24 protein-coding genes are annotated in these 24,868 nt (G+C 64.7%); 16 read left to right on the plus strand and 8 right to left on the minus strand.

The window, feature by feature from the left end:
- Positions 1–54: 54 nt before the first annotated feature.
- Both dps and dnaE read left to right on the plus strand, forming a co-directional pair.
- A complete protein-coding gene (gene dps / locus GB880_RS10765; RefSeq protein ID WP_154491734.1) occupies positions 55–528 on the plus strand; it encodes a DNA starvation/stationary phase protection protein Dps in 474 nt (157 codons plus the stop codon).
- A 95-nt stretch (positions 529–623) separates the two neighbouring features.
- Entirely contained in the window at positions 624–4,094 is a 3,471-nt protein-coding gene (gene dnaE / locus GB880_RS10770; RefSeq protein ID WP_154491731.1) for a DNA polymerase III subunit alpha, read from the plus strand.
- 40 nt (positions 4,095–4,134) lie between these two features.
- On the opposite strand, the gene ilvC is transcribed toward dnaE, so the two are convergent.
- A complete protein-coding gene (gene ilvC, locus GB880_RS10775; RefSeq protein ID WP_154491728.1) occupies positions 4,135–5,157 on the minus strand; it encodes a ketol-acid reductoisomerase in 1,023 nt (340 codons plus the stop codon).
- Between the two features lie 126 nt (positions 5,158–5,283).
- Here ilvC and GB880_RS10780 point away from each other — a divergent pair, with 126 nt between their 5' ends.
- The 6 genes from GB880_RS10780 (at position 5,284) to GB880_RS10805 (ending at position 9,651) form a co-directional block, all read left to right on the plus strand.
- Positions 5,284–5,739, plus strand: a complete 456-nt coding sequence (locus GB880_RS10780; protein WP_154491725.1) for an Lrp/AsnC family transcriptional regulator — start codon at positions 5,284–5,286, stop codon at positions 5,737–5,739.
- 5 nt (positions 5,740–5,744) lie between these two features.
- Positions 5,745–6,209, plus strand: a complete 465-nt coding sequence (locus tag GB880_RS10785) for an Lrp/AsnC family transcriptional regulator (RefSeq protein ID WP_154491764.1) — start codon at positions 5,745–5,747, stop codon at positions 6,207–6,209.
- A gap of 78 nt (positions 6,210–6,287) precedes the next feature.
- The gene (locus tag GB880_RS10790; RefSeq protein ID WP_154491722.1) at positions 6,288–7,589 is read left to right on the plus strand and encodes an ABC transporter permease; all 1,302 of its coding nucleotides are present in this window, start codon (positions 6,288–6,290) and stop codon (positions 7,587–7,589) included.
- A complete protein-coding gene (locus GB880_RS10795; RefSeq protein WP_154491719.1) occupies positions 7,582–8,259 on the plus strand; it encodes an ABC transporter ATP-binding protein in 678 nt (225 codons plus the stop codon). Before GB880_RS10790 ends, GB880_RS10795 begins: the two co-directional genes overlap by 8 nt.
- A gap of 54 nt (positions 8,260–8,313) precedes the next feature.
- A complete protein-coding gene (locus GB880_RS10800) occupies positions 8,314–8,817 on the plus strand; it encodes a phosphatase PAP2 family protein (protein ID WP_229774308.1) in 504 nt (167 codons plus the stop codon).
- A gap of 177 nt (positions 8,818–8,994) precedes the next feature.
- Positions 8,995–9,651 carry a hypothetical protein gene (locus GB880_RS10805; protein ID WP_263467127.1) on the plus strand — a complete coding sequence of 219 codons (657 nt, stop codon included), beginning with the start codon at positions 8,995–8,997 and terminating at the stop codon, positions 9,649–9,651.
- Here GB880_RS10805 and GB880_RS10810 read toward each other — a convergent pair.
- Positions 9,648–10,505 (minus strand): MurR/RpiR family transcriptional regulator, encoded by an 858-nt coding sequence (locus tag GB880_RS10810; RefSeq protein WP_154491713.1) that lies wholly within the window; start codon positions 10,503–10,505, stop codon positions 9,648–9,650. The genes GB880_RS10805 and GB880_RS10810 overlap by 4 nt on opposite strands.
- A 131-nt stretch (positions 10,506–10,636) precedes the next feature.
- On the opposite strand from GB880_RS10810, the gene GB880_RS10815 reads away from it, so the two are divergent.
- The 7 genes from GB880_RS10815 (at position 10,637) to GB880_RS10845 (ending at position 18,469) form a co-directional block, all read left to right on the plus strand.
- Complete coding sequence (locus GB880_RS10815) at positions 10,637–11,449, plus strand: N-formylglutamate amidohydrolase (RefSeq protein WP_154491710.1); 813 nt, start codon at positions 10,637–10,639, stop codon at positions 11,447–11,449.
- A 1-nt stretch (position 11,450) separates the two neighbouring features.
- The gene (locus GB880_RS10820) at positions 11,451–11,990 is read left to right on the plus strand and encodes a TRAP transporter small permease subunit (RefSeq protein WP_154491707.1); all 540 of its coding nucleotides are present in this window, start codon (positions 11,451–11,453) and stop codon (positions 11,988–11,990) included.
- Positions 11,987–13,327 carry a TRAP transporter large permease gene (locus GB880_RS10825; RefSeq protein ID WP_154491704.1) on the plus strand — a complete coding sequence of 447 codons (1,341 nt, stop codon included), beginning with the start codon at positions 11,987–11,989 and terminating at the stop codon, positions 13,325–13,327. The genes GB880_RS10820 and GB880_RS10825 overlap by 4 nt, the downstream gene beginning before the upstream one ends.
- Positions 13,328–13,374: 47 nt before the next feature.
- On the plus strand, positions 13,375–14,415 hold the full coding sequence (locus tag GB880_RS10830) for a TRAP transporter substrate-binding protein (protein ID WP_154491701.1): 1,041 nt from the start codon (positions 13,375–13,377) through the stop codon (positions 14,413–14,415).
- A 93-nt stretch (positions 14,416–14,508) separates the two neighbouring features.
- Positions 14,509–15,876 carry a glutamine synthetase family protein gene (locus tag GB880_RS10835; protein ID WP_154491698.1) on the plus strand — a complete coding sequence of 456 codons (1,368 nt, stop codon included), beginning with the start codon at positions 14,509–14,511 and terminating at the stop codon, positions 15,874–15,876.
- Between the two features lie 47 nt (positions 15,877–15,923).
- Positions 15,924–17,303, plus strand: a complete 1,380-nt coding sequence (locus GB880_RS10840) for an aldehyde dehydrogenase family protein (protein WP_154491695.1) — start codon at positions 15,924–15,926, stop codon at positions 17,301–17,303.
- A 5-nt stretch (positions 17,304–17,308) separates the two neighbouring features.
- Entirely contained in the window at positions 17,309–18,469 is a 1,161-nt protein-coding gene (locus GB880_RS10845) for an iron-containing alcohol dehydrogenase (protein ID WP_154491692.1), read from the plus strand.
- 81 nt (positions 18,470–18,550) lie between these two features.
- Here the strand turns inward: GB880_RS10845 and GB880_RS10850 are convergent, their stop codons facing one another.
- The 6 genes from GB880_RS10850 to GB880_RS10875 form a co-directional block, all read right to left on the minus strand.
- Positions 18,551–19,045: a c-type cytochrome gene (locus tag GB880_RS10850; protein ID WP_154491689.1), complete on the minus strand. Its 495-nt coding sequence runs from the start codon at positions 19,043–19,045 to the stop codon at positions 18,551–18,553.
- Positions 19,046–19,085: 40 nt separating this feature from the next.
- Entirely contained in the window at positions 19,086–20,441 is a 1,356-nt protein-coding gene (locus GB880_RS10855; protein ID WP_195840734.1) for an FAD-binding oxidoreductase, read from the minus strand.
- 224 nt (positions 20,442–20,665) lie between these two features.
- Complete coding sequence (locus tag GB880_RS10860; RefSeq protein WP_229774307.1) at positions 20,666–21,463, minus strand: GAF domain-containing protein; 798 nt, start codon at positions 21,461–21,463, stop codon at positions 20,666–20,668.
- Entirely contained in the window at positions 21,463–22,017 is a 555-nt protein-coding gene (locus tag GB880_RS10865; protein WP_263467128.1) for a pyridoxamine 5'-phosphate oxidase family protein, read from the minus strand. The genes GB880_RS10860 and GB880_RS10865 overlap by 1 nt, the downstream gene beginning before the upstream one ends.
- Positions 22,017–22,550 carry a hypothetical protein gene (locus tag GB880_RS10870; protein WP_263467130.1) on the minus strand — a complete coding sequence of 178 codons (534 nt, stop codon included), beginning with the start codon at positions 22,548–22,550 and terminating at the stop codon, positions 22,017–22,019. The genes GB880_RS10865 and GB880_RS10870 overlap by 1 nt, the downstream gene beginning before the upstream one ends.
- Before the next feature lie 168 nt (positions 22,551–22,718).
- Positions 22,719–23,366 (minus strand): GntR family transcriptional regulator, encoded by a 648-nt coding sequence (locus GB880_RS10875; protein ID WP_154491683.1) that lies wholly within the window; start codon positions 23,364–23,366, stop codon positions 22,719–22,721.
- Between the two features lie 265 nt (positions 23,367–23,631).
- On the opposite strand from GB880_RS10875, the gene GB880_RS10880 reads away from it, so the two are divergent.
- Positions 23,632–24,864 carry an NRAMP family divalent metal transporter gene (locus GB880_RS10880; RefSeq protein ID WP_154491680.1) on the plus strand — a complete coding sequence of 411 codons (1,233 nt, stop codon included), beginning with the start codon at positions 23,632–23,634 and terminating at the stop codon, positions 24,862–24,864.
- Positions 24,865–24,868 lie beyond the last annotated feature (4 nt).

The following is a 24,868-nucleotide window of genomic DNA, read 5'->3' on the forward strand; positions in this document are numbered from 1 at the left end:
ACCTCGGCGCGCGCCAGGCGTTGATCGGCACATCCCTGTAACAAGGAGACCGAAATGGCCGTGAACCTGAAGGGGCTGACCGACAACGCCCGCAAGACCTCGATCGCCGAACTCAATGCCCGTCTGGCCGATGCCGTGGCGCTGTCCGCCGCCATCAAGCAGGCGCATTGGAACGTCAAGGGACGCAACTTCATCGCCGTTCATGAACTTTTCGATCAGGTATTTGCCAACCTGCAGGCCCATGTCGACACCATGGCCGAACGTGTCCAGCAGCTTGATGGCGTGGCCATCGGCACCGTGGAAAAGGTTGCCAAGGCAAGTTCGCTCAAGGAATACCCGACCGACCTGACCAAGGCCGAGGATCACCTGAAGGCGGTCAGCGACCGCATGCGCGATTACGGCGAAAAGCTGCGCAAGGCCATCGACAGCACCGATGAAGCCGGCGACGCCGATACCGCCGATCTGTTCACCGCTGCCTCGCGGACAGCGGACAAGGATCTGTGGTTCATGGAAAGCCATCTGGAATGACCTTTGCCCTTGCGCCCGCCTGATCGCGCCTGACGTGACCGGGGCGGGCTGTCAGGGCAATTGCACTTGGCCGCTGCAACGCGCATGAATGCTTCATGCAGCACTCAAGCCCCCGATTCATTCACCTGCGCACCCATTCGGAACACTCGCTTCTGGAGGGCGCTATTCCGGTCAAGGATCTGGCGCGCCTTGCCGCCCAGAACGACATGCCTGCGGTCGCACTGACCGACACCAACGCGCTGTTCGCGGCACTGGAGTTTTCGGTCAAGGCGCAGGATTACGGCGTCCAGCCGATCATCGGCTGTCAGGTCACGCTGGAGGCTGGCGTCACCGGACCTGTTGTCCTGCTGGCGCAGGACCAGGCCGGCTGGCTCAACCTGATGCAGCTTTCGACCTGCCTTTACCTGCGCGAGGGCGGCGCGCTGCCCCATGTCACGCTGGACGAACTGGCGGCACATGCGCAGGGGTTGATCTGCCTGACCGGGGGTGCGCTGGGGCCGCTGGGGCTGCTGGTTGCGCAGGGGCGGCTGCCCGAGGCGCGGACCCTGCTGGAACGTCTGGCAGCGGCCTTCCCGACCCGGCTTTACGTCGAGTTGCAGCGCCATCACGACGCCGAAGGCAGGCCCGTGCCGGAAGAGCAGGCAGCCGAAGGGGGCATGATCGATCTGGCCTATGCGCTCGACCTGCCGCTGGTGGCGACAAATGATGCCTATTTTCCGAAAAGCGATCTTTATGCCGCCCATGATGCGCTGATCTGCATTGCCGAGCGCGCCTATGTCGACCAGACCGCCCCACGCCGCCGTCTGACACCCCAGCATTATTTCAAGTCCCCGGCGGAAATGGCTGCCCTGTTCGCCGATCTGCCCGAAGCCATCGAGAACACTGTCGAAATCGCCCGGCGCTGTGCCTTTGCGGTCAGAAAGCACAAGCCGATCCTGCCGCGCTTTGCCGATGACGAGGTCGAGGAACTGCGCCGCCAGGCCTGGGAAGGGTTGCGCGCCCGGCTCGAGATCATTCCCCACGCCGTTCCCGTCGCCGAATACGAAGAACGGCTGCGGTTCGAGCTGGGCATCATCGAACAGATGGGCTTTCCCGGCTATTTCCTGATCGTGGCCGATTTCATCAAATGGGCCAAGGATCACGGAATCCCGGTGGGACCGGGGCGCGGCTCGGGCGCCGGCAGTCTGGTGGCCTATGCGCTGACCATCACCGACCTGGACCCGCTGCGCTACAGCCTGCTGTTTGAACGCTTCCTGAACCCGGAACGGGTGTCGATGCCCGACTTCGACATCGACTTCTGCATGGATCGCCGCGAAGAGGTGATCCAGTATGTGCAGGAAAAATACGGCCGCGACCGGGTGGGGCAGATCATCACCTTCGGCGCGCTGCTGTCGAAGGCGGCGGTGCGCGATGTCGGCCGGGTGCTGCAACTGCCCTTTGGCCAGGTGGACCGGCTGTCCAAGATGATCCCGGTCGAAGGGGTCAAGCCGGTCAGTGTCACCAAGGCGCTGGCCGACGAACCCCGCCTGCGCGAGGCCGCCAAGGAAGAGGTTGTCGGGCGGCTGCTCGACTATGCCGCCAAGCTGGAAGGGCTGTTGCGCAACGCCTCGACCCATGCGGCCGGGGTGGTGATCGCGGACCGCCCGCTGCATCATCTGGTGCCGCTTTACCGCGACCCGGCCTCGGACATGCCGGCAACCCAGTTCAACATGAAATGGGTCGAGCAGGCGGGTCTGGTGAAGTTCGACTTTCTGGGGCTCAAGACCCTGACGGTGATCCAGAATGCCGTCGATCTGATCAATGGCACCGGGCGACCGCTGCATGTCGCCGCCGACGGCAGGCAGCTTTACACGCCTGCGCGGGGCGCGGAAAACCAGATCAATGCCATCCCGCTTGACGACAGGGCAACATACGAGCTGTTCGCCAGCGCCCGCACCGTGGCGGTGTTCCAGGTCGAAAGCGCGGGGATGATGGACGCGCTGCGGCGCATGCGCCCGACCTGCATCGAGGATATCGTCGCGCTGGTCGCCCTGTATCGTCCCGGGCCGATGGAAAACATCCCCACCTATTGCGAGGTCAAGAACGGGCTGCGGCCGCTGGAGTCACTGCATCCCAGCATCGACCCGATCCTGGCCGAAACCCAGGGCATCATCGTCTATCAGGAACAGGTGATGCAGATTGCCCAGGTGATGGCGGGCTACAGCCTGGGTGGCGCCGACCTGCTGCGCCGCGCCATGGGCAAGAAGATCCCCGAGGAAATGGCCAAGGAGCGGCCAAAGTTCGTCGAAGGCTGCAAGTCGCGTGGAATCGACGCGAAGAAAGCCGGGGAAGTTTTTGATCTTCTGGAAAAATTTGCCAACTATGGTTTCAACAAGTCGCACGCTGCCGCCTATGCGGTGGTCAGCTATCAAACTGCATGGCTCAAGGCCAACCATCCTGTCGAGTTCATGGCTGCGGTGATGAACTGCGACATCCATCTGACCGACAAGCTGGCAATCTACAAGCGCGAGGCCGACCGCATGGGGATCGAGACCGTGCCCCCTTGCGTCAACCGTTCGCTTGCCACCTTCAGCGTCGATGGCGGACGCATCGTCTATGCGCTGGGGGCGCTCAAGGGTGTTGGCGTCGAGGCGATGAACCTGATCGTGCAGGCCCGCGGCGACAAGCCTTTCCGCGACCTGCATGATTTCGCCCGCCGCGTCGACATGAAGCGGGTGGGCAAGCGACCGCTGGAAATGCTGGCGCGCGCCGGCGCCTTCGACTGTCTCGAGGTTAACCGGGCCAAGGTATTGAAATCCCTTGACGGTCTGGTCGCCTGGTCGGCGGCTGTGCAGGCGGCGGCGAACTCGAGTCAGTCGTCGCTGTTTGGGGGTGGCGAGGATCTGCCGCCGCCGCGCCCGGTGCCGGCACCGATCTGGATGCCGGCCGAAAAGCTGGCCGAGGAACACGCGGCCGTCGGCTTCTACCTTTCCGGGCATCCGCTGGACGATTATCTTCCCGCGTTGCGGCGCAAGAACATCCAGACCCTGGCCGAGGTGACGCAGGCGGTCGCCGACGGACCGCTGGTCGCGGCGATGGCGGGCACTGTTGCCTTCCGCCAGGAAAAGAAATCGGCGCGCGGCACGCGCTTTGCCTTTGTCGGCCTGTCCGATCCCACCGGGCTCTACGAGGTGACGGTGTTTTCCGACACGCTGGACGCGCATCGCCAGCATCTGGAGCCGGGGGCGAATGTGGTGTTGCAGGTTCAGGCCGAACCTTCGGGCGATCAGGTCAAGCTGTTGGCGCGGGCGGTGACGCCGCTGGATCAAGCGGTGGCCGATGCCGGCGCCAACCGGCTTGCCGTCGAGATTTCGGGGCTGGATGCGGTGCCGATGATCGCCCAGGCCTTGCAGCGCATCCGCGAGGAAATGACCGCACCGGCACGCGCGCGCGGCCCGATCGCCCTGCGCGTCAAAGACGGCAATGACCTGATCGATATCGAGATCGCCGATGACGCGCCGTTGACTACCCCGGCCCGTCAGGCGCTGCGCGTCATTCCGGGCGTGCTGGAGGTGGTCGAGGAATAGGGGGTAAGGCCCCGCCTTGGCGGGGCCTTGTGCGATTTGCTCAGTTGCGTTCCTTGTCGACCATCTTGCCCTTGGAAATCCAGGGCATCATCGCGCGCAGCTTTTCGCCGACCTTCTCGATCTGGTGTTCGTCGTTGATGCGGCGCGTGGCCTTGAAGAACGGCTGGCCGACGGCGTTTTCCTGCATGAAGTCGCGCACGAACTTGCCGGTCTGGATGTCGGTCAGCACTTCCTTCATCCGGCGCTTGGTTTCCTCATAGGGCAGGATGCGGGGGCCGCTGACATATTCGCCGTATTCGGCGGTGTTCGAGATCGAATAGTTCATGTTGGCGATGCCGCCTTCGTAGATCAGGTCCACGATCAGCTTCACCTCGTGCAGGCATTCGAAATAGGCCATTTCCGGCTCATAGCCGGCCTCGACCAGGGTTTCGAAGCCCATGCGGATCAGTTCGACCAGACCGCCGCACAGGACCGCCTGTTCGCCGAACAGATCGGTTTCGCATTCCTGACGGAAGTTGGTCTCGATGATGCCCGAACGGCCGCCGCCGATGGCCGAGCAATAGGACAGCGCCAGATCCTGGGCCTTGCCGGTGGCGTCGTTGTGGACCGCGAACAGGCAGGGCACGCCGCCGCCTTTCAGATATTCGCCGCGCACGGTGTGGCCGGGGCCCTTTGGGGCCATCATGATGACATCGACGCCCTTTTTCGGTTCGATCAGGCCGAAATGCACGTTCAGGCCGTGGGCAAAGGCAATCGCCGCGCCTTCGCGCAGGTTGTCGTGGACGTATTTGCGATAGGTTTCGGCCTGAAGTTCGTCGGGCATGGTGAACATGATCAGGTCGGCCCAGGCGGCGGCTTCGGCGATGCCCATGACCTTCAGCCCTTCGGCTTCGGCCTTCTTGGCCGAGGGCGACCCCTCGCGCAGCGCCACGACGACGTTCTTGGCACCGGAATCGCGCAGGTTCAGCGCATGGGCGTGGCCCTGGCTGCCGTAACCCAGCATAGCGATCTTCTTGTCCTTGATCAGGTTCACGTCGCAGTCGCGATCATAGTAAACACGCATGTGTCAGCTCCTCGGTTCGATTAAGGTTTTCTAGCAGTGGCACGGCTTCATTTCTGTGCAATTTTCGCAGTCACTCTGGAAAATCTGTGATAATCATGCTCATGATTAGTTTATGGTGAAAAAATCATGACAGATGCCACCGATCGGCGAATCCTGCGCCAACTGCTGGCCGACCCTGCCGCCGCCAGTGCCGAACTGGCCGCACGCGCCGGGGTTACGGCTGCCAGCCTGTGGCGACGGCTCGAGCGTATGCGCCAGACCGGCGTCATTCGCGCCATCGAGACGCGTATCGATTGGCGAAAACTGGGATATGAGGTGCAGGTCAGCCTGCGCTTCACGCTGGACAAGACCACGCCCCGCGCCTTTGACGAATTCATCGCCGCCGCGCGCCAGGTGCCCGAGGTGGTCGAGATCCAGACCTTTCTGGGCTCGGTCGATCTGCGGCTCAGCGTGATTGCCCGCGACATGGCGCATTGGCAACAGCTTTACCGCGAAAGCATCCTGACCCTGCCGCATGTGGCCGATTCCGATGCGCTGATGCTGGTCAGCAGCATCAAGGACGTGCAGGAGCTGCCGTTGTGACCGACATGCTGGCCCCCGACGCGACCGATCTGGCGATCCTGCGGCTGCTGGCGGGCGATGCCACGCTGAGCGCGGCCGAGGTCGGGCGGGCGCTTGGCCTGACCCAGCCGGCCGCATGGCGGCGCATCCGCCGGCTCGAGGATGCGGGCATCATCGCCGGGCGCCGCGTGGTGCTGGATCAGGCGGCCCTGGGATTTGGCGTCACCGTGTTCCTGGGCATCCGTCTGGCCACCAAGGGTCGCGTCAGCCTTGAGGATTTCGAGCGCGCGGTGACCGCAATCCCCGAGGTGCAGGTCGTCCAGCATGTGCTGGGCCAGTTCGATTACCGCCTGCGCATCACCGCCCGCGACATCGCCGATTTCGAGCGCATCCTGCGGCGGCGCATCATGACCCTGCCCGGCGTGGGCCAGGTCGAGGCCAATGTGATGCTGTCCGAAGAACGCCTGCCCGGGCCGTTGCCCGGCCGCTGACATGATGGTCACGGCGATGTTGGGTTGTGTTTTCGCGGCGCCCGCGCCAATCAGTCTGCGGTTCAGACAAGGTGCTTCATGGCTGCCACGCGCCCGTTTTCCCGATACGAGTTCCTGATCGCCTGGCGCTATCTGCGCGCCCGCCGCGCCGAGGGCGGCGTCAGCGTGATGACCTGGATCAGCCTGATCGGCATTGCGCTGGGGGTAATGGCGCTGATCGCCACGCTGGCGGTGCGGGCGGGCTTTCGCAGCGATTTCGTCGATACCATCCTGGGCGCCAATGCCCATAGCACGCTGTATTACGCCCCGACCCAGATCTATAACGAGCTGACCGAGGAAACCTATATCGTTCCGGGCAAGGTGCAGGACTATCAGGCGGTGGCCGAACGCATTGCCGCCATTCCGGGCGTGGTGCGCGCCGATCCGGCGGTGCGCGGCAAGGTGATGGCCCGTCAGGGCGAGGCCGCCGGCCTGGGTGATGTCTATGGCATCCTGCCCCAGGCGTTGCAGGCGCTGCCGGGGGTTGCCGATCCCGACAAGGCCGCCGGCCGGATCGAGGATTTCGACCGCGGCATCGCCATCGGCGTGGGCCTGGCGCGCGAACTGGGCGTCGGCGTCGGCGACCGGCTGCAACTGGTGGCCCCCGACGGTGCCCGCACCGCCATGGGCACCACGCCCCGCATCGAAAGCTACGAGGTGGTCTATATCTTTTCCGCCGGGCGCTACGACATCGACCAGACCCGCATCTACATGCCGCTCTCCGAGGCGCAAAGCTATTTCAACCGCGAAGGCGTGGTGGACGAAATCCAGGTCTATGTCGCCGATCCAGAAAGGGTGGATGACTGGACCGCGCCGCTGCTGGCGGCCGGGGGCGAGGGGGCGCAGGTCTGGACCTGGCGCGATGCCTCGGGGTCGTTCCTGGCGGCGCTGGACATGGAGGATGACGTGATGTTCGTGATCCTGTCGGTTCTGGTGCTGATCGCTGCGATGAACATCACCTCGGGGCTGATCATGCTGGTCAAGAACAAGGGCCGCGACATCGGCATCCTGCGCACCATGGGTTTGACCGAAGGCGCGGTGCTGCGCGTGTTCTTTCTGTGCGGGGCCTTCACCGGCATCATCGGCACGCTGGCCGGGGTGGTGCTGGGGGTGGCGCTGGCGCTGAACGTCGAACATATCATGGCGGGGCTGAATGCGCTGACCGGCGGCAACGCCTGGCAGCCCGAGGTGCGCGGCATTTATGCGCTGCACGGCGATCTGCGGGCCTGGGACGTGTTCCGCGCCGTCGCGCTGTCACTGACCCTGTCCTTTGTCGTCACCATCTTTCCGGCCCGGCGTGCGGCGCGGATGAACCCGGTCGAGGCACTGCGTTATGAATGATGTCCTGATCCTGGACCAGATCAGCAAGACCTATGGCAAGGGCGGTCCGGCGCCGGTGCCGGTGCTGGCCGATCTGTCGCTGTCGGTCGCGCGTGGCGAGGTGGTGGCGCTGGTCGCGCCTTCGGGGGCGGGCAAGTCGACCTTGCTGCATATCGCGGGTCTGCTCGACACGCCGGACGCGGGCAGGGTGGTGATCGCGGGCCGCGACATGACCGGCCAATCCGACCGCGCCCGGACCGAGGCGCGCCGCCAGACCCTGGGCTTTGTCTATCAGTTCCATCATTTGCTGCCCGAGTTCTCGGCCGCGGAGAACATCGTCCTGCCGCAACTGGCCAATGGCGTCTCGGCACGCACTGCGGCGGCGCGCGCGCGGGATCTGCTGGGCCGGGTGGGGCTGAGCCACCGCGCCGATCATCGACCGGCGCAACTTTCGGGCGGCGAACAGCAGCGCGTCGCCTTTTGCCGGGCGCTGGCCAATCAGCCGGCACTGTTGCTGGCCGACGAGCCGACGGGAAACCTGGACCCGGCAACCTCGGACAAGGTGTTCGACGTGCTGATGGCGCTGGTGCGCGACACCGGGCTGTCGGCGCTGATTGCCACCCACAACCCCGAGCTTGCCGCCCGCATGGACCGGGTGGTCAGGCTGGGCGACCAGGCAGCCGCTGGATAAGCGCATCCGCTGGCGCTAGAGAAGGTCGTGAGGGACGCACCACAGGGGGAGACGATGCGCGCGGCAAGGATGGCAGTTCTGATGCTGGCTGCGGCAGCGACCCCTGCGGCGGCGGATCCCTTCGAGGATTTCGGCACCGCGATGAAATACGCCCTGCCGCTGGCCGCGGCCGCCTGCGCTGCCGATCAGCACCGGTTCGAGGATTTCGCCGTCCGTGGCCTGGTGCAGACCGCGCTGGTCTGGGGGCTCAAGACCTATTTCGACGGCACCGCCCTTGGCACCCGCCCCTCGGGCGAGGGCAAGGGCTTCCCATCGGGGCATACGGCGGCGGCGTTCTTTGGCGCCGGGGATCTTGCCGGCAAATGCTTTCCCGACAAGGCTGCGGGCGGGGCGCTGGTCTATGGCGCTGCCGGCCTGACCGGGTGGAGTCGGGTCAGCAGCGGCGAACACACCCCGCAGCAGGCGCTGGCCGGCGCGGTCATCGGGCTGAGCTTTGGCGCCGCCAGCCTGGGCATCGGCACCGACGAGGTGGGTTTCCAATGGGGAATGCGGTTCTGATCGGGAAGGGGTCAAGCCTGCATGGGCAACAGATACATGTTTTGCGGGTCAGGCAAGCCGACAAGGGAACATGTATCTGGCAAGTGGTTGAAGAAATACGCCGGCAATTTCGACAGCCCCGCGATCAAGACGGCGCATACCGTTTCGGGCAGCGATGGAAAACCCCGACCGGGGTTCATGGATCGTCCCGGCAGTCCGCTTGCCCAGACCTCGCGCGTGGTCTGCGCGGAATGCAACAATGGCTGGATGTCACGTATCGAAGCGGCGATGGAGCGGATATTTCCGTCGTTGCTGGCAGGGGACACATTGGCCTGCACGGCAGGCGAATGGGATGTGCTGGAACGCTGGGTGACGCTCAAGTTGGCCATCATTGCCCGCGGTTGCCTGGAAGGCGAAACTGGGGCAAAGGCGATGCAGGTCCGCGAGACGGCCGAAGGCTTGTGGCGACAGTTCGCAACCGATCAGGTCGGACAGCATGAGGTGTTGGTGTTCCGGTGCCGTGAACTGCGACACTGGGGCGGTCATAACCATGTTTACACCGCGCTTCTTGAACCGAACGGCCGGATGCATCTGCACGATGTTTCCTGCCTTGTATTCGGTCCACTGCTGCTGGTCTGCCAGCGCCGGTGCTGCGCTGATTGGGTGCCGATCATGCTGCGCGCAGCCAGTATGGGACTGGTCCCGGCGACCCGGACAAACGCGGGCCTGCGCGGCGCAGTCTCAGGGATCGATCTGACAAAGGCCGACCGTCTGTTGCGCAGCTACAGCCAGACGCCCCAGGATTTTCGGCCCATCGGTTTTCACCCCAGGGACAGTTCGCCCCGGTCCGGTTAACGATGCCGGCGAAAGAAGCGGGCGCGGTCGTAAAGCGTCTCGAGTCGTTTCAGTCGCGGCTCGGTTTCGTCCCAGCTCAGCGTCTGCACCGCGGTCAGCAGCGTTTCCACCAGCACCAGGATCGACACCGTCGAATCCCAGGCGCTGGGGGCCTCGATATGGCAGGCAAGGCAGTGGCGGGCATGGGCGGCCGCCGGGCTGCACCAGCGATCGGTGATCAGCACGACCTCGGCCCCCTGGTCCACCGCCATCTCGACCAGTTGCAGCACCGAATTTTCATAGCGGCGGATGTCGAAAACCAGGAACACGTCGCCGGGCTGCATGTCCAGCAGTGCCGGCGGCCAGGTGTTCGATGTGCCCGACAGCAGCGTGACATCGGCGCGGACCACCTTCATCAGCGTGACGAAATAATCGGCATGGGCATGGGTGATACGCCCGCCCATGGCAAAGATCTGGCGTGATTTGTCCGCCAGCAGGCGCGCCGCGGCGTCGAATTCGTCGTGATCGATCTGGCCCAGGGTGGCTTGCAGATTGGCCACCACGGCATCGGCGAATCGGTTCAGGATATGCGTGTCGGGCGCGCCGCCCGCCCAGCGGTCATGCTTGGCCAGCGGCGACAGCAACATCGCCTCGACCTCGCTGCGCAGGGCGGATTGATAATCGGGATAGCCCTTGAAACCCAGCTTCTGACACAGGCGCACCACCGTGGGGGTGGAAACCTTGGCCGCCCGTGCCAGTGTGGTGATCGAGCCCAGCGCCGCCACCGGATACTGTCCAAGAATATGGGTAGCCAACTGGCGCTCGGCCCGTGTCAGATCGGGCAGGGCGGTGCGCATGCGCTGTTCGATGTCCATCGCAACCTCACGTCACACGGGGCGCGCGGCGCGCCGTTTCGGCAGCCTTGGCGCGCATGCGGGCAGTCGTCAAGAAAAGATTGTAACAGGAAAGACATCAAAGAAAAATTCTTGACAGAATGGGCGCTGGCATGAACGCTGACGAAAAAAGGGGGGTGAATCGGATCGTGTCAGAGGCCGTCTTGATTCAGGATTACGGGTCTTTTCCCGCGCTTGTCGAAAATCGCGAGGCTGCGGGGCGGATCGTTCTGGTGTGCGAACACGCTTCTTGCCGCATCCCTGAAGCCTGGGGCGGCCTGGGGCTTGCCGACGACGCCGCACGGGCCCATGTCGCCTGGGATCCGGGGGCGCTGGATCTGGCGCGCGGGCTGGCGGCGCGGCTGGATGCCTGCCTGGTTCATGCCGCGGTCAGCCGGCTGGTCCATGATCTGAACCGGTCCCCCGATCACCCTGGCGCGATGCCGGCCAGGTCCGAGTTGTTCGACATTCCGGGCAATGCAACAATTTCCCCGGCCGAGCGGCTGGCGCGGATGCGGGCGGTCTACATTCCGTTTCACACCGATCTGCATGGGGTGATCGCACAGCGTCTTGCGCTGGGTCTCAGGCCGGTGATCGTGACCATCCATTCCTTTACGCCGGTCTATTTCGGGCAGCCGCGGGATGTCGAATTCGGCATTATCCACGACACCGACGACCGCTTTGCCCGCGCGGTATTGCAGAATGCGCCGCAGGCAATGGTGGCGCGACTGAACCAGCCCTATTCCGCGGCGGATGGGGTCACCCATACCCTGCGGCTGCATGCGACGCCCTATGGACTCGCCCATGCGATGCTGGAAATTCGCAACGATCTGATTGCCACGCCAGCTGCCGCCGCCGCCATGGCCGACAGGCTGGCGCCCTGCCTGCGTGGGGCGCTTGCCGATACGAACCAGGGGGAGGACTGAGATGCCGCGCGCGCTGGTCAATTTCGTGCGCCTGGTTGATCGCATGAATTACGGCATCGGCCGTCTGGCCATGTTCCTGCTGTTCGTGCTGATGGGCGTGCTGATGTGGTCGACCCTGTCCAAGGCGCTGTTCACCCCGGCGCTGTGGACGCTGGAGATGGCTCAGTTCGTCATGGTCGCCTATTGGGTTCTGGGCGGCCCCTATGCAATGCAGATGAACAGCCATGTGCGGATGGACCTGTTCTATGCCAAGCTGTCCCCGGTGCGGCAGGCGTGGTGGGATGCGTTCACCGTGCTGGCGCTGATCTTCTATCTTGGCGTCATGCTGTATGGCGCGGTGGATTCCACCATTTATTCGTTTGCTTATGCCGAGCGCAGCCCCACGGCATGGCGGCCGCCGATGTGGCCGATCAAGGTGATCCTGTGCGTCGGTTTCAGCCTGATGCTGCTTCAGGCGCTGGCGGCCCTGGTCCGTGATCTGGCCACCATCCGCGGGGTACCGATCCCGCCCGGCCCCGCACAGAAGGAGCCTGCGGCATGAGCTACGAGATGATCGCGCTGTTGATGTTCTCGACCATGCTGCTGATGATGATGACCGGGCAGCGGGTGTTTGCGGTGATCGGCTTTGTCGCCGTGTTCTCGGCGCTGCTGCTGTGGGGCACCGGGGGCGAGCGGATGGGCTTTTCCTCGGCCATCAAGCTGATGAAATGGTATCCGCTGCTGTCGCTGCCGATGTTCGTGTTCATGGGCTATGTCATGAGCGAGGCGCGGCTGGCCGACGATCTTTACCGCATGTTCCACATCTGGTTCGGACGCGTGCGCGGCGGGCTGGCGATCGGGACCATCCTGCTGATGGTGCTGATTTCGGCGATGAACGGGCTGTCGGTGGCGGGCATGGCCATCGGCTCGACCATCGCGCTGCCCGAGCTTTTGCGTCGGCATTACGACAAGCGCATGGTGACCGGGGTCATCCAGGCGGGGTCCAGCCTGGGCATCCTGATCCCGCCTTCGGTCGTGCTGGTGCTTTACGCCATGATCGCCCGCGCACCGGTTAGCGAATTGTGGCTGGCGGGGATCTTGCCGGGGCTGATGATGGCGGCGCTGTTCGTGCTGTTGATCGTCGTGCGCTGTGGGTTGCAGCCCGAACTGGGGCCGGCGATTCCCGAACAGGAACTTCAGGCGATCAGCCGGTCGGAAAAGATGCGCAGCCTGCGCGCTGGGCTGCTGCCTTTCGCGATCTTTGGCGGCATGATGCTGCCTTTCATCTATGGCTACACCTCGCTGGTGGAAAGCAGCGTGATCGGCGTGCTGATGACGGTGGCGGGCGCGGTGGCCAAGCGGCGCTTCAACCGCCAGGTGTTCGAGGTCGCCACCCGCAACACGCTGGGCATCACCTGCATGTTCATGTGGGTCATCCTGGCCGCGCTGTCCTTTGGCGCCGTGTTCGACGGGCTGGGCGCGGTCAAGGCGGTGGAAAACCTGTTCGTGCAAAAGCTGCACCTGTCGCCCTGGACCATCCTGATCCTGATGCAGCTGTCGTTCCTGGTCATGGGCATGTTCCTCGATGATACGGCGATGCTGGTCATCGTGGCGCCGCTGTATGTGCCGCTGGTCGCCAGCCTCGATTTCGGCATGCCGCGGGCGGATGTGCTGGTCTGGTATGGCGTGCTTTACACCATGACCTGCCAGATCGCCTATCTGACCCCGCCCTTTGGCTACAACCTGTTCCTGATGCGCGCCTTTGCGCCCCGCGACATCACCATGGGCGACATCTATTCGTCGGTCTGGCCCTTTGTGCTGGTGATGGTGCTGGGGCTGGCGCTGATCATCGCCTTTCCACAGATCGCGCTGTGGCTGCCCAATCAGATCTATCCATAGAGGTCCGGCCGAACCGGACCCGAACCCACCACAGGAGAGGTAACATCATGACGACTTCCCGACGTTCATTCCTGACCAAGGGCGCCATCGCCGGCGCCGCAACGATCGCAAGCCCCGCCGTGCTGCGCGCGCAGGATGTCATCAAGTGGCGCTTGCAGACCTATGCCGGGGCGGCGCTGGCCGAACAGGTGGTCAAGCCCGCCGTCGACCTGTTCAACCGCCTGGCCGAAGGCCAGATGCAGATCGAACTTTACACATCGGATCAGCTGGTGCCGACGGGCGAACTGTTCCAGGCCATGCAGCGCGGCACCATCGACGCCGTGCAGTCGGACGACGATTCCATGGCCTCGCCGACCGAGGTCACGGTCTTTGGCGGCTATTTCCCGCTGGCGCTGCGCTATAGCCTGGATGTTCCGGTGCTGTTCAACAAATACGGCCTGAAACAGATATGGGAGGACGAATACGCCAAGGTCGGGGTCAAGCACATCTCGGCCGGTTCCTGGGATCCGTGCCACTTTTCGACCAAGGATCCGATCAACAGCCTGGCGGATCTGCGCGGCAAGCGCATCTTCACCTTTCCGACCGCGGGGCGCTTCCTGTCGCAGTTCGGCGTGGTGCCCGTCACCCTTCCTTGGGAGGATATCGAGGTCGCCGTCCAGACCGGCGAGCTTGACGGTATCGCCTGGTCGGGCATCACCGAGGTCTATACCGTCGGCTGGTCGAACGTGACCAATTACTTCCTGACCAACAACATCTCGGGCGCCTGGATCGGCCATTTCTTTGCCAACATGGACCGCTGGAACGCGCTGCCGCCCAACCTGCAAGAGCTGATGGCGGTCTGCTTCGAATCCAGCCACTATTATCGCCAGCACTGGTATTGGGGCGGCGAGGCCGATCTGCGTATCAATGGCGGCAAGCTGAAACTGACCGCGATCCCGGACGAGGAATGGGCCCAGGTCGAAGAGGCGGCGGTGAAATTCTGGGACGAGATCGCCGCCGAATCCGAGGTCAAGGCCAAGGTCGTTCAGATATTCAAGGAATACAACGATCTGATGAAAAAGGCCGGGCGACCCTATCGCTACGGCTGAAGCTGCTCCTGGCGGGGCTGCGACATGGGGCGTCCGGCCTGCGGGCGCCCCGGATATACCGAACGACACGGAACTGCTGCTGGGGAGAGGGCAATGCCGGGCAATCTGACGCTTGAGGAACTGAAGGAACTGGTCGACAGGGGCGATATCGACACGGTGATCGTGGCCGGCATCGACATGCAGGGCCGGCTGATGGGCAAGCGGTTCCATGCGCGTTTCTTTGTCGATGGCGGACATCACGAAACCCATTGCTGCAACTATCTGCTGACCGTGGACATGGAGATGTTCACCGTTCCGGGTTACAAATCGGCCAGTTGGGAAACCGGTTATGGCGATTATGTCCTGAAACCCGACATGGCGACGCTGCGCCGCATTCCCTGGCTGCCGGCCACGGCGCTGGTCCTGGGCGATTTCCTGGACCATCACAGCCATGCCGAGGTGGCGATCAGCCCGCGCGCCATCCTGAAGCGCCAGGTCGCCCGTGCCCGCGCCATGGGCTTCGAACCGATGATGGCGACCGAACTTGAATTCTACCTGTTCGAGAACAGCTATGACCACCTGCGCGATCATGGCTGCGAAAACCTGCGCCCGGTCGGCAGCTACAACGAGGATTACAACATTTTCCAGACCTCGAAAGAGGAAGACGTGATGCGCGCCATCCGCAACGGTCTTTACGGCGCCAACATCCCCGTCGAAAACACCAAGGGCGAGGCCGAGGTCGGCCAGGCCGAGGTGAACTATCGCTATTCCGACGCGCTGGACACCGCCGACAATCACGCGATCATCAAGACCGGGGTCAAGGAAATCGCCCATGCGGCGGGACGATCTGTGACCTTCATGGCCAAATACGATCACCGCCGCGCGGGTTCGTCGGCGCATATTCACCAAAGCCTGTGGGGCCTGGACGGCAAGCCCGCCTTTGTCGACCCGGGCCAGGAATACGGCATGTCGGCGCTGATGCAGCATTATCTGGCCGGGCAACTGGCCCATGCCACGGAAATCACCGCCTTTCTGGCGCCCTATGTCAACAGCTACAAGCGGTTCTGCGTGGGCATGTTCGCCCCCACCAAGGCGGTGTGGAGCGCCGACAACCGCACTGCGGGTTTTCGTGTCTGCGGGGCGGGCACCAAGGGGGTGCGGGTCGAATGTCGCATTCCCGGCAGCGACGTGAACCCGTATCTGGCCTGCGCGGCGCTGCTTGCTGCGGGGCTTGACGGTGTCGAACGCAAGCTGGCACTGGAACCCGAGATGAAGGGCGACATGTATGCCGCCCGCGACGCCCGCGAGATCCCGCGCAACCTGCGTGACGCGGCGGCGGCGCTTGACGGCTCGGCGTTCCTGCGCGCCGCGCTTGGCGATGATGTCGTCGAACACTATCACCACGCCGCGCAGTGGGAAATCGCCGAGGCCGACCGCGTGGTCACGGATTTCGAGCGTCAGCGGCTGCTCGAGCGGGCGTGAGGCCCCAGGTTTTTTCCGGGCCCATACCGGCCCGCATGAGGTGAAGAATGAAACCGATCCAATTGATATCGCCGGTGGATGGCCGGATCTATGCCGAACGCATGCCGCTGTCGCCCGAGGAGGCGCGCGCGGCCTGCGACCGGGCGCGCGCGGCGCAAAGGGACTGGGCGGCCCGACCGCTCGACGAACGCATCGCCCTGGTCAAGTCCGGTGTCGCACGGCTCAATGACATGGCCGATGTCGTGGTCCAGGAACTCGCCTGGCAGATGGGCCGGCCCACCCGCTACGGCGGGGAATTCGGCGGCGTCAATGCGCGCACCGATTACATGGCCAGCATCGCCGCCGAAACGCTGGCGCCGCTGATGGTCGAGGATTCGGCAAGCTTTCGCCGGTATCTGGCGCGCGAGCCGGTGGGCGTCGTGTTCATCATCGCGCCCTGGAACTATCCCTATCTGACCACGATCAACACGCTGGTGCCGGCGCTGATCGCGGGCAATACGGTGGTGCTGAAACATGCCAGCCAGACCCTGCTGGTCGGCGAACGCCTGGCCGAGGCGTTTCACGCCGCCGGCATCCCCGAGGACGTGTTCCAGAACCTGGTGCTGGACCATGCCACGACGGAATCGCTGATCCAGGCACGAGCCTTCAACTTCATCAACTTCACCGGCTCGGTGGCGGGCGGCGCGGCCATCGAACGGGCCGCGGCCGGCACCTTTACCGGCCTGGGTCTGGAACTGGGCGGCAAGGATCCCGGCTATGTCCGCGCCGACGCCAATCTGGATGCGGCCGTCGAGACGCTGATGGACGGCGCGATGTTCAATGCCGGTCAGTGCTGCTGCGGCATCGAGCGCATCTATGTTCACGAAAGCCAGTACGACGCCTTTGTGGACAAGGCCGTGGCCTGGGCCAACAGCCTCAGGCTGGGCAACCCTTTCGAGGCCGAAACGACCCTGGGCCCGATGGCGCATCGCCGCTTTGCGCAGGTAGTGCGCGATCAGATCGCCGAGGCGGTCGCGGCGGGGGCAAGGCCGCTGATCGACCCGGCCGCCTTCCCGGCCGATGACGGCGGCGCCTATCTGGCCCCGCAGGTGCTTGTGAATGTCGATCACTCGATGCGGGTCATGGTCGAGGAAAGCTTTGGCCCGGTGGTCGGCATCATGAAGGTTGCCAGCGACGACGAGGCGATCGGGCTGATGAACGACAGCCCCTATGGACTGACCGCCAGCATCTGGACCGAGGATTACGATACCGCCGCGCGCATCGGTGCCCGGATCCAGACCGGCACCGTCTTCATGAACCGCGCCGACTATCTTGACCCGGCGCTGTGCTGGACGGGCTGCAAGGATACCGGTCGCGGCACCTCGCTGTCCTATCTGGGCTTTCATTCGGTCACCCGGCCGAAATCCTATCACCTCAAGAAGGTCTGACCGCAATGACGCACAGCGTTCCCAACCGGAACTGGTCCTATCCCACCGCCATCAAGTTCGGCGTCGGCAGGTTGGCCGAACTGGCCGAACACTGCCAGGCCGCCGGCATCCGCCGGCCGCTTCTGGTGACCGACCGCGCGCTGGCGGCGCTGCCGATCACCACCCAGGCCCTGGACGTGCTGGAGGCCGCCGGCCTTGGCCGCGCGGTCTTTGCCGAGGTTGACCCGAACCCGCACGAAGGCAACATGGCCGCCGGGATCGCCGCCTATCGCGAGGGCGGGCATGACGGGGTGATCTGCTTTGGCGGCGGCTCGGCGCTGGACCTGGGCAAGATGATCGCGCTGATGGCGCATCAGCCGCCAGAACTGAGCGTGTGGCAGCTTGAGGACATCGACGACTGGTGGACACGTGCCGATGCCGCGGCCATCGCGCCGATCATCGCGGTGCCCACCACCGCCGGCACCGGTTCCGAGGTCGGGCGCGCAGGCGTGCTGACCAACAGCGCAACACATAAGAAGAAGATCATCTTTCATCCGCGGCTGATGCCTGCCATCACCATCTGCGATCCGGCGCTGACGGTGGGGATGCCGAAATTCATCACCGCCGGGACCGGCATGGACGCGCTGGCGCATTGCCTCGAGGCCTATTGCAGCCCGCATTATCACCCGATGAGCCAGGGCATCGCGCTCGAGGGGATGCGTCTGGTGTTCGAGAATCTGCCGCGCGCCTATGCCGCGCCCGATGATCTGCAGGCGCGCGCCCACATGATGAGCGCGGCCGCCATGGGGGCCGTCGCCTTCCAGAAGGGGTTGGGCGCGATCCACAGCCTCAGCCACCCGGTCGGAGCGGTCTATAACACTCATCACGGCACCACCAATGCGGTGGTGATGCCCATGGTGCTGGATTTCAACCGCCCCGCGGTAGAAGAACGCATCGCCGCCGCCGCCGCCTATCTGGGAATTGCCGGGGGCTTTGACGGTTTCCGGCAGGCGGTGATGCAGCTGCGCGCCGATCTGGCCATTCCGCCCGATCTGACGGCGCTGGGTGTCAGGGCCGAGGATCTGGACATGTTGACCGACATGGCGCTTGAGGATCCGTCCTGCGGCGGCAACCCGGTCGAGATGACGCGCGACAACACCCGCGCGCTGTTCGAGGCCTGCATGTGACAAGCTGCCCCCGGCCTGCGCTGCGGGCCGGGGCCTTCTTTGACGAACATTCGGCACGCGTCCGCCGGACGCTCTGCCGCATCACTGCTGCGGCAGGGTCACGCGATAGAAGGGGGCCTTGGCCTTTGCAGCGTCGGTCACCGGGACCAGCCTTTCGGTGGGGGTGGCGGGCAGGCTGCGCAGCCAGGTAATCAGCGCCTGCAAGTCCTCGGGCGTCAGCGCCGCGTAAGAGGTCGCCGGCATGATCGGCGCCAGCTTGTGCCCGTCGCGCGAAATGCCGCCTATGATGGCCGCGGCGATTTCGGCATCGGTCCAGTCGCCAAGGCCCGAGGCATCGGGCGTCAGGTTCGGCGGCCAGAAGATGCCCATTCCCGGGATCTCGAAGCCGACAGTGCCGCCGGACAGGGTGGCGCCGGCGACCGGGGCCCCATCCGGCCCGCGCGGCATGTGGCAGCCGGCGCAATCCATGATCGCGCCAAGATATGCGCCGCGCGCCAGCTGATCGGCCGCGTGGTCGGCGGCCAGGGCAGGGGTGGCGATGATGCCCAACAGCATCGGCAGTGCCAGGATCTTCATGGTTCTGCTCCTTTCAGATCATATCAAGCCCTTGGACGGGTCATTCGGCGGCCAGGGCGGTGGCAAACAGCGGCGTGCCGAACAGGCCGTCCGGATCGAAACGGTTGCGCAGATCGGCCAGCCGCATCGCGGCCTCGGCCGAATGGCACGGCAAGGTGCCGCCGGGACGGTCCAGATCGCACAGGCCGGCATAGGCACCCTGCGCCAGCGGTGCCACATCGTCGCCCAGCCGATGCAGCCAGTCGGCGTTGCGCGCATCCTCGGCCGCATCCGTCCACAGCGCATAGACGGCGGCGAAAATGCGGCCGTCGAGGCTGAAGGCGGCATCCAAAGGCAGCGGTGCAGCCTTGGGGGCCAGCGTCAGCACGGCAAAGCTGCGCTCGGATGGCGCGTGCGCCATGGCGGCGACCATGCGCGCCAGCACCGCATCGAACCCGGCGTCGGACCACAGGGAATCGCTGCGATAGCGCAATCCGGCCGGGACCGAAGGTTCGGTTGCCTGGTAAAGCCCGGCCAGCGACGACGACATCGGGCCGATGGTTTCCAGTGCGGGCGGCGCGCCGAGGCCCAATTGCCGATGGATTTCAGCGGCAGAAACGGTGCTGTCGGCAAATACGGTGGCGATCGCGGCCAGCATCGGGCCTTGCGGGCCGGGGGTGACCTGGACCGTGAACTCGACCTCGGCCGGGGCGCGCGTCATCGCCTGTTCGGCCCATTCCGCGACGGGGTGCGCCATGGTGCCCGGATAGACCCGGACCACCGTTTCGATGGCGGCCGGCGCCGGTTTCAAGGCCAGTTCCCAGTCCGTCACCACGCCGAAGAAACAGGGCCCGCCACCGCGCACGGCCCAGAACAGATCCGGGTTTTCGCGGGGCGAGGCGGTGACACAACGGCCATCGGCCAGCACCACACGGGCCGCCTTGACCAGGCCGCAGGCCATGCCCCAGGCGCCGCTGTTCCAGCCTACGCCGCCCGCCAGCAGATAGCCGCTCATCGGGACGCTGGCGCAATGGCCCAGTGGAAAGCCCAGCCCATGCCGGTCCAATTCCTGAGCAAGCTGCAAATTCGTCACCGCCGGACCGATCCGGGCGCTGCGGCTGGCGGCGTCGATCTGCATCCCGGCCAGCGCGCCCAGGTCGATCACCATGTCGGCACGGGCGGCAACGCCGGTCATGTGATGGCCGCCGCCGCGGGGCGCGACACTCAGGCCGTGGGCGGCGGCAAAGCGCACGCCGTGCTGCACATCCGCGACCGAAGCGGCGCGCAGGATGATCCGCGCCTGACGCGCGGGCTTGCGGCCGTTCCAGATCAGCCGGTCGTGATGGGCGGCAAAGGCGGGTTCATGCGCGGCAACCACACTGCCGGTGAGCTGACGACTGAGATGGTCGAGGTTCATTCCTGTCCTTTTCCCGGGCAGGGTGTGCCCGATATGCTGGCGGTCCGGCGCGGCGCGACGGCCCGGTTGGCGATGTCCGGCGCCTTGCGGGTTCGGCCGCCCCGGGGTCGGGGATTGCTGCACACCGCCTGTCGCCTTGGGCGCAGTGATACGCGCGCCGCAGGCTTCAGGCATGCTAAGTCTCTGGACAGGAAAGCGTAAAATATTGCTAAGCGGCTTTGGGCTCAGGCTGTTGTCGGGCCGTCGTGGCCCATGTCCTGCAAGGCGATGGCGCAGGCGGCGGTCAGGCGAAAGCGGCCGCGGCCGGTCTTTTCGATGCGCAGGCAGGCGCCGCGTTCCTCGAGGCGGCGGCGCAGCAGCACCAGCCGGGCATCAAGATTTTCGGCATTTTCAGGCAGGCGCAGGCTGTGATCCAGCCGCAGTTCACGGGTGGTGAAATCGCTGCGGCCTGTCTGCAGGTGCTGACGCAACAGCCGCCACAGGATCGCCCCGGCGACGCCCTTGATCAGATAGTCGCCGTCCAGGAACACGCTGTCATCGCGGGGATAGTGCCGCACCGTCACCTGAGCCGTCGGCACCGTCACCCTGCGCTGGGGGTTGGTCGTGGCCAGACAATCTTCCTCGCCCAGCAGGGCGGCCATTGCGCCCAGATAGCCGGCCAGAAGCATCAGCGCATCCTCGTCCTGATGATCGAAACGCATGATGCGCGGCGATTCGCAGAACAGGACACCCATGACCCGACCTGCCGACAGGATGGGCACCGCAATCTGGCTGTGCGGATCGCCAAGGCCGGGAAAGGGCACGCCGTGCAGCTCGCCCGCCACCAGGCCCGCCTGTCGCGCCGCCGCCTCCAGCGCGGCGCCATAGCGATAATCGGCGCTCAGATGGCCGATACGGATGGGCACGCGCTCGCGCGCGGCTACGCCGATCACGCTTTTGCCGGGCAGGATTTCCGCCCCCACCCCCGAGGCGGGATAGCCACGCGAGCCGATGGCAAACAGCCGACCGTCGCCTTCGGCCATCAGCAGGATGACATGGGGATGCGCAGGTGGAGCACCACCCCGTCCAGCACCGCATCGGCCAGCTCGTCAAAGTCGCGGCATTGCGCCAGGGCGTCGATGCAGAACCGCACCGCCGACAGATAGGGCGGGCGATCCGCTTCAGGCACCGCGCTCGCCGGGGTCAACTGCTCGATTCCGGTGACGCGGAAGATGTCGGCACCCAGCAGCCGAAAGACACCCTCCAGCCCGTGATGCGAGGCGATGCCGGCCAGTCGCGCCTTCATCATCTCGTAAAGCGGGCCTTCGTTGCGGGTTTCCACATGGTCAAGATGCGGGCGATGGCGGGAGTGGGTGACGGGATCGAAAAGCTCGACGCAAGCCTTGCCGGTGGCCAGCAGGTTGGCGCGGGTCTTGTTGAAGAACTGCCAGGGCGGGGCGACGTGTTCATCATCGACCCAATGCACCTGGCTGATCATCGACACGTTGGGCTGGCCTTCGACATCGCAGGTGCACAGCAGCGAGGCCGCGATACCCTCCATCGCGCCGCGCAGCGCCCTGAGACCGCAGGCGCTCATCAACGCAACTCGGCCCCGGCGCCGGGGCCAGGGGTCTGGGTGAACACGCGCTGGGGGACAAATTCCACCACCGCCAGGTCGGTGGCATCGAATGCCGCATAGGCCAGCGCCTGGGCGCGCGTGTAGCCCAGCTCGACCAGCTCGTCTGCCAGAACCGCAGATTGGCGGGTGATTTCCGCGATGTCCTCGGGCAGGGGCGGGCATGTCAGGGCGCCGCTGGCTTTCAACTGGATCGACCTGTGATCCCGTGCCCGCGAAAATGTGGCGGCGACCGCACTGCCGGCGGCGACAGCCTCGAGCAGGCCGGCGTTTCGGCGAGCGGCCAGGAAAAAACGCAGGGTATTGCCGTCGCGGATGCGGCATCCTGCACCGGATCCCACCAGGGGCAGACCATCCTTGCCAAGAACGCCCAGAATTGCCGCGACCCCGCATTGGACGAAGGCGACCACGTCCTGCGGCAGCGTCCCCGGCGCCGGGCAGGCGCTGCGCCAGCTGATCAGATCGTCGGTGGGGGTCGCGTAACCCTTGCTCATCGCGGAACAGGGCCTTTCCAGGAAGCGTGGGGGAACGACCGAAAAGCCATGTGCTTCATCGCATTGCGCAGAGGTTCAGTCTACGCCAGCGAAGGTTGTCGTGGCAATCCGGATCATGACAAGCCGGTGGCCGTGCCAAGGCGACAGAAAGGATTCTTCCCGCGCTGGCTAGCCCAGCTTGGCAAAGGCGGCAAGAATCAGGCGTTCGGATTCGTCCAGGTATTCGGCAAGCATTTGGGCCGCGCCCGCAGGATCTCCTGCGCGCAGAAGCTCGAGTATCCGGGCGTTGCGATCGATATAGGGTTCGTGCAACCGCTCGGGGCTGTCCAGAAGCCCGAAGGCCAGTCGCAATTCCGCTATGATCTGGGCAAAAAAGATCTGCAGGCGCGCACTGTCGGCCAGAGCGACGATGGCATGGTGAAATTCCATGTTGGCACTGCCGACTTCGCGCCACTCACCCGCATCTCTGGCGCGCCGGGCGCATTCCACGGCGCGTTCCATGCGATCCACAGCCTCGTGCCGGGGCCAGGCCTGTTGCAGGGCAGGAATCTCGATCAACCGCCGCACGCGATAGATATCGACGATGGTGGCCATCGACGGCACGGTCACGAATACGCCGCGGTTGGGTTCGTGGCGCAGCAGACCTTCGCGCGTCAGCAGGCGAAACACCTCGCGCAGCGTATTGCGCGACACCCCCAGATCAGCCGCGAGGCGCGTTTCCGACAAACGCTGGCCAGGGGCCAGCGTGCCTTCGATGATGTCTCTGCGCAAACGCGCCGCCGTTTCCTCGGCCAGGCCAGGGGGATCTGTCGTCATGCCGGTTCCTGTTCTTGGCCGCCACCATGGCGACAACCTGCGTCCTGCGCAAGCGCAGGGCCGCCACGACAAGGCGCAAGTTGCGGAAATTTCTTGGATAAACAACGGGCATCGTTGCGGGTCGGCACGATGTTCCGATCATAAATAATATTTTGTTGAACAAAAAATAACAAATGGTCAAATAATCGTTGACAGATCGTATGGACAACTGCATCGTCGAGCTATTCTCAAATCGACAATCGGCCTTGCAGCAGGAGCATACCCGATGCGCTCATCGACCATTCCAGCGCCCGCTAATGCCAGCCTCCGAGGGGGCTTTCTGGCGGCCATCTTTCTGATGGCAACCTCGGCCATCGGCCCGGGCTTCATCACCCAGACCGCAACCTTTACCGCCAAGCTGGGCGCTGCCTTCGCCTTTGCGATCCTGGCATCGATCCTGATCGACTTTGTGGTGCAGCTGAATATCTGGCGCATCACGGCGCTGACGCGTCGGAATGCCTCGGAAACGGCCAATGCCGCCATACCGGGTGCCGGCTATTTGCTGGCAGTGCTGGTGATGGTGGGGGGGCTGGCCTTCAACGTCGGCAACATTGCCGGCGCCGGGCTTGGTCTGAACGCGATGCTTGGGCTTGACCCGAAGATCGGCGGTGCCCTGTCGGCCTTGCTGGCCATTGCGGTGTTCCTGTCCAAGCGGGCCGGATTGCTGCTGGACCGTTCCATCATCGGTCTGGGCATCCTGATGATCGCAATGACGGTGATCGTTGCGCTGACATCCAATCCGCCCGTTGGCGAGGCGCTGCGTCAGACCATTCTGCCCGACGTGATCGATTTTCCCACCATTACCACCATCGTCGGCGGAACGGTGGGCGGTTATATCACCTATTCTGGCGCGCATCGCCTGCTGGACAAGGGGTTGGTGGGCGAGGAAAACCTGCCTGCCGTCACGCGGGCCTCGCTTACAGGGATTGCAGTGACTGGCGTCATGCGCTTCGTTCTGTTCCTGGCCATCCTTGGCGTGGTGGCATCGGGCGTGACGCTGGATCTGTCCAGCCAGGCGGCGAACCCGGCAGCCCAGGCTTTTGCTGCGGCGCTGGGACAATGGGGCATGCGCATCTTCGGGATCGTTCTGTGGGCGGCAGCCATCACCTCGGTCATCGGCGCGGCCTATACCTCGGTGAGCTTTCTGGTCGCCTTCATGGCCTTGACCGACCGCAGCCGCAACATTGCGACGGTTCTGTTCATTACCGTGTCGCTGGCGGTCTTTGTTGCCATCGGAACCGCGCCGGCGGCGCTGCTGGTGTTCGTGGGCGGCTTCAACGGTCTGATCCTGCCCATCGGTCTGACCATCTTCACCTACGTGGGTTTTGCCCGGCCTGACCTGATGGGGGGGCATCGCTACAACCGGCCGCTTCTTGTGCTGAGCACGGTTGTCTGCGCGCTGACCTGGTATATGGGCTACAAGTCCATCGGACCGATCTTCGCCTTCCTGGGCATGTAAAGGA

It is taken from the genome of Paracoccus sp. SMMA_5_TC (genome assembly GCF_009696685.2).
Lineage (GTDB): Bacteria > Pseudomonadota > Alphaproteobacteria > Rhodobacterales > Rhodobacteraceae > Paracoccus.

Bases quoted from the DNA above. Each gene is read 5' to 3' on its own strand.
- GB880_RS10850 (WP_154491689.1), bottom strand. From the start codon at position 19,045: ATGAAGATCCTGGCACTGCCGATGCTGTTGGGCATCATCGCCACCCCT.
- GB880_RS10845 (WP_154491692.1), top strand. From the start codon at position 17,309: ATGACGCACAGCGTTCCCAACCGGAACTGGTCCTATCCCACCGCCATC.
- GB880_RS10785 (WP_154491764.1), top strand. From the start codon at position 5,745: ATGCTGGCCCCCGACGCGACCGATCTGGCGATCCTGCGGCTGCTGGCG.
- GB880_RS10825 (WP_154491704.1), top strand. From the start codon at position 11,987: ATGAGCTACGAGATGATCGCGCTGTTGATGTTCTCGACCATGCTGCTG.
- ilvC (WP_154491728.1), bottom strand. From the start codon at position 5,157: ATGCGTGTTTACTATGATCGCGACTGCGACGTGAACCTGATCAAGGAC.
- GB880_RS10865 (WP_263467128.1), bottom strand. From the start codon at position 22,017: ATGAGCGCCTGCGGTCTCAGGGCGCTGCGCGGCGCGATGGAGGGTATC.
- GB880_RS10795 (WP_154491719.1), top strand. From the start codon at position 7,582: ATGAATGATGTCCTGATCCTGGACCAGATCAGCAAGACCTATGGCAAG.
- GB880_RS10840 (WP_154491695.1), top strand. From the start codon at position 15,924: ATGAAACCGATCCAATTGATATCGCCGGTGGATGGCCGGATCTATGCC.
- GB880_RS10805 (WP_263467127.1), top strand. From the start codon at position 8,995: ATGGATCGTCCCGGCAGTCCGCTTGCCCAGACCTCGCGCGTGGTCTGC.
- GB880_RS10790 (WP_154491722.1), top strand. From the start codon at position 6,288: ATGGCTGCCACGCGCCCGTTTTCCCGATACGAGTTCCTGATCGCCTGG.
- GB880_RS10815 (WP_154491710.1), top strand. From the start codon at position 10,637: ATGAACGCTGACGAAAAAAGGGGGGTGAATCGGATCGTGTCAGAGGCC.
- dps (WP_154491734.1), top strand. From the start codon at position 55: ATGGCCGTGAACCTGAAGGGGCTGACCGACAACGCCCGCAAGACCTCG.
- GB880_RS10820 (WP_154491707.1), top strand. From the start codon at position 11,451: ATGCCGCGCGCGCTGGTCAATTTCGTGCGCCTGGTTGATCGCATGAAT.
- GB880_RS10860 (WP_229774307.1), bottom strand. From the start codon at position 21,463: ATGGCCGAAGGCGACGGTCGGCTGTTTGCCATCGGCTCGCGTGGCTAT.
- GB880_RS10810 (WP_154491713.1), bottom strand. From the start codon at position 10,505: ATGGACATCGAACAGCGCATGCGCACCGCCCTGCCCGATCTGACACGG.
- GB880_RS10875 (WP_154491683.1), bottom strand. From the start codon at position 23,366: ATGACGACAGATCCCCCTGGCCTGGCCGAGGAAACGGCGGCGCGTTTG.
- GB880_RS10835 (WP_154491698.1), top strand. From the start codon at position 14,509: ATGCCGGGCAATCTGACGCTTGAGGAACTGAAGGAACTGGTCGACAGG.
- GB880_RS10870 (WP_263467130.1), bottom strand. From the start codon at position 22,550: ATGAGCAAGGGTTACGCGACCCCCACCGACGATCTGATCAGCTGGCGC.
- GB880_RS10855 (WP_195840734.1), bottom strand. From the start codon at position 20,441: ATGAACCTCGACCATCTCAGTCGTCAGCTCACCGGCAGTGTGGTTGCC.
- dnaE (WP_154491731.1), top strand. From the start codon at position 624: ATGCAGCACTCAAGCCCCCGATTCATTCACCTGCGCACCCATTCGGAA.
- GB880_RS10780 (WP_154491725.1), top strand. From the start codon at position 5,284: ATGACAGATGCCACCGATCGGCGAATCCTGCGCCAACTGCTGGCCGAC.
- GB880_RS10800 (WP_229774308.1), top strand. From the start codon at position 8,314: ATGCGCGCGGCAAGGATGGCAGTTCTGATGCTGGCTGCGGCAGCGACC.
- GB880_RS10830 (WP_154491701.1), top strand. From the start codon at position 13,375: ATGACGACTTCCCGACGTTCATTCCTGACCAAGGGCGCCATCGCCGGC.
- GB880_RS10880 (WP_154491680.1), top strand. From the start codon at position 23,632: ATGCGCTCATCGACCATTCCAGCGCCCGCTAATGCCAGCCTCCGAGGG.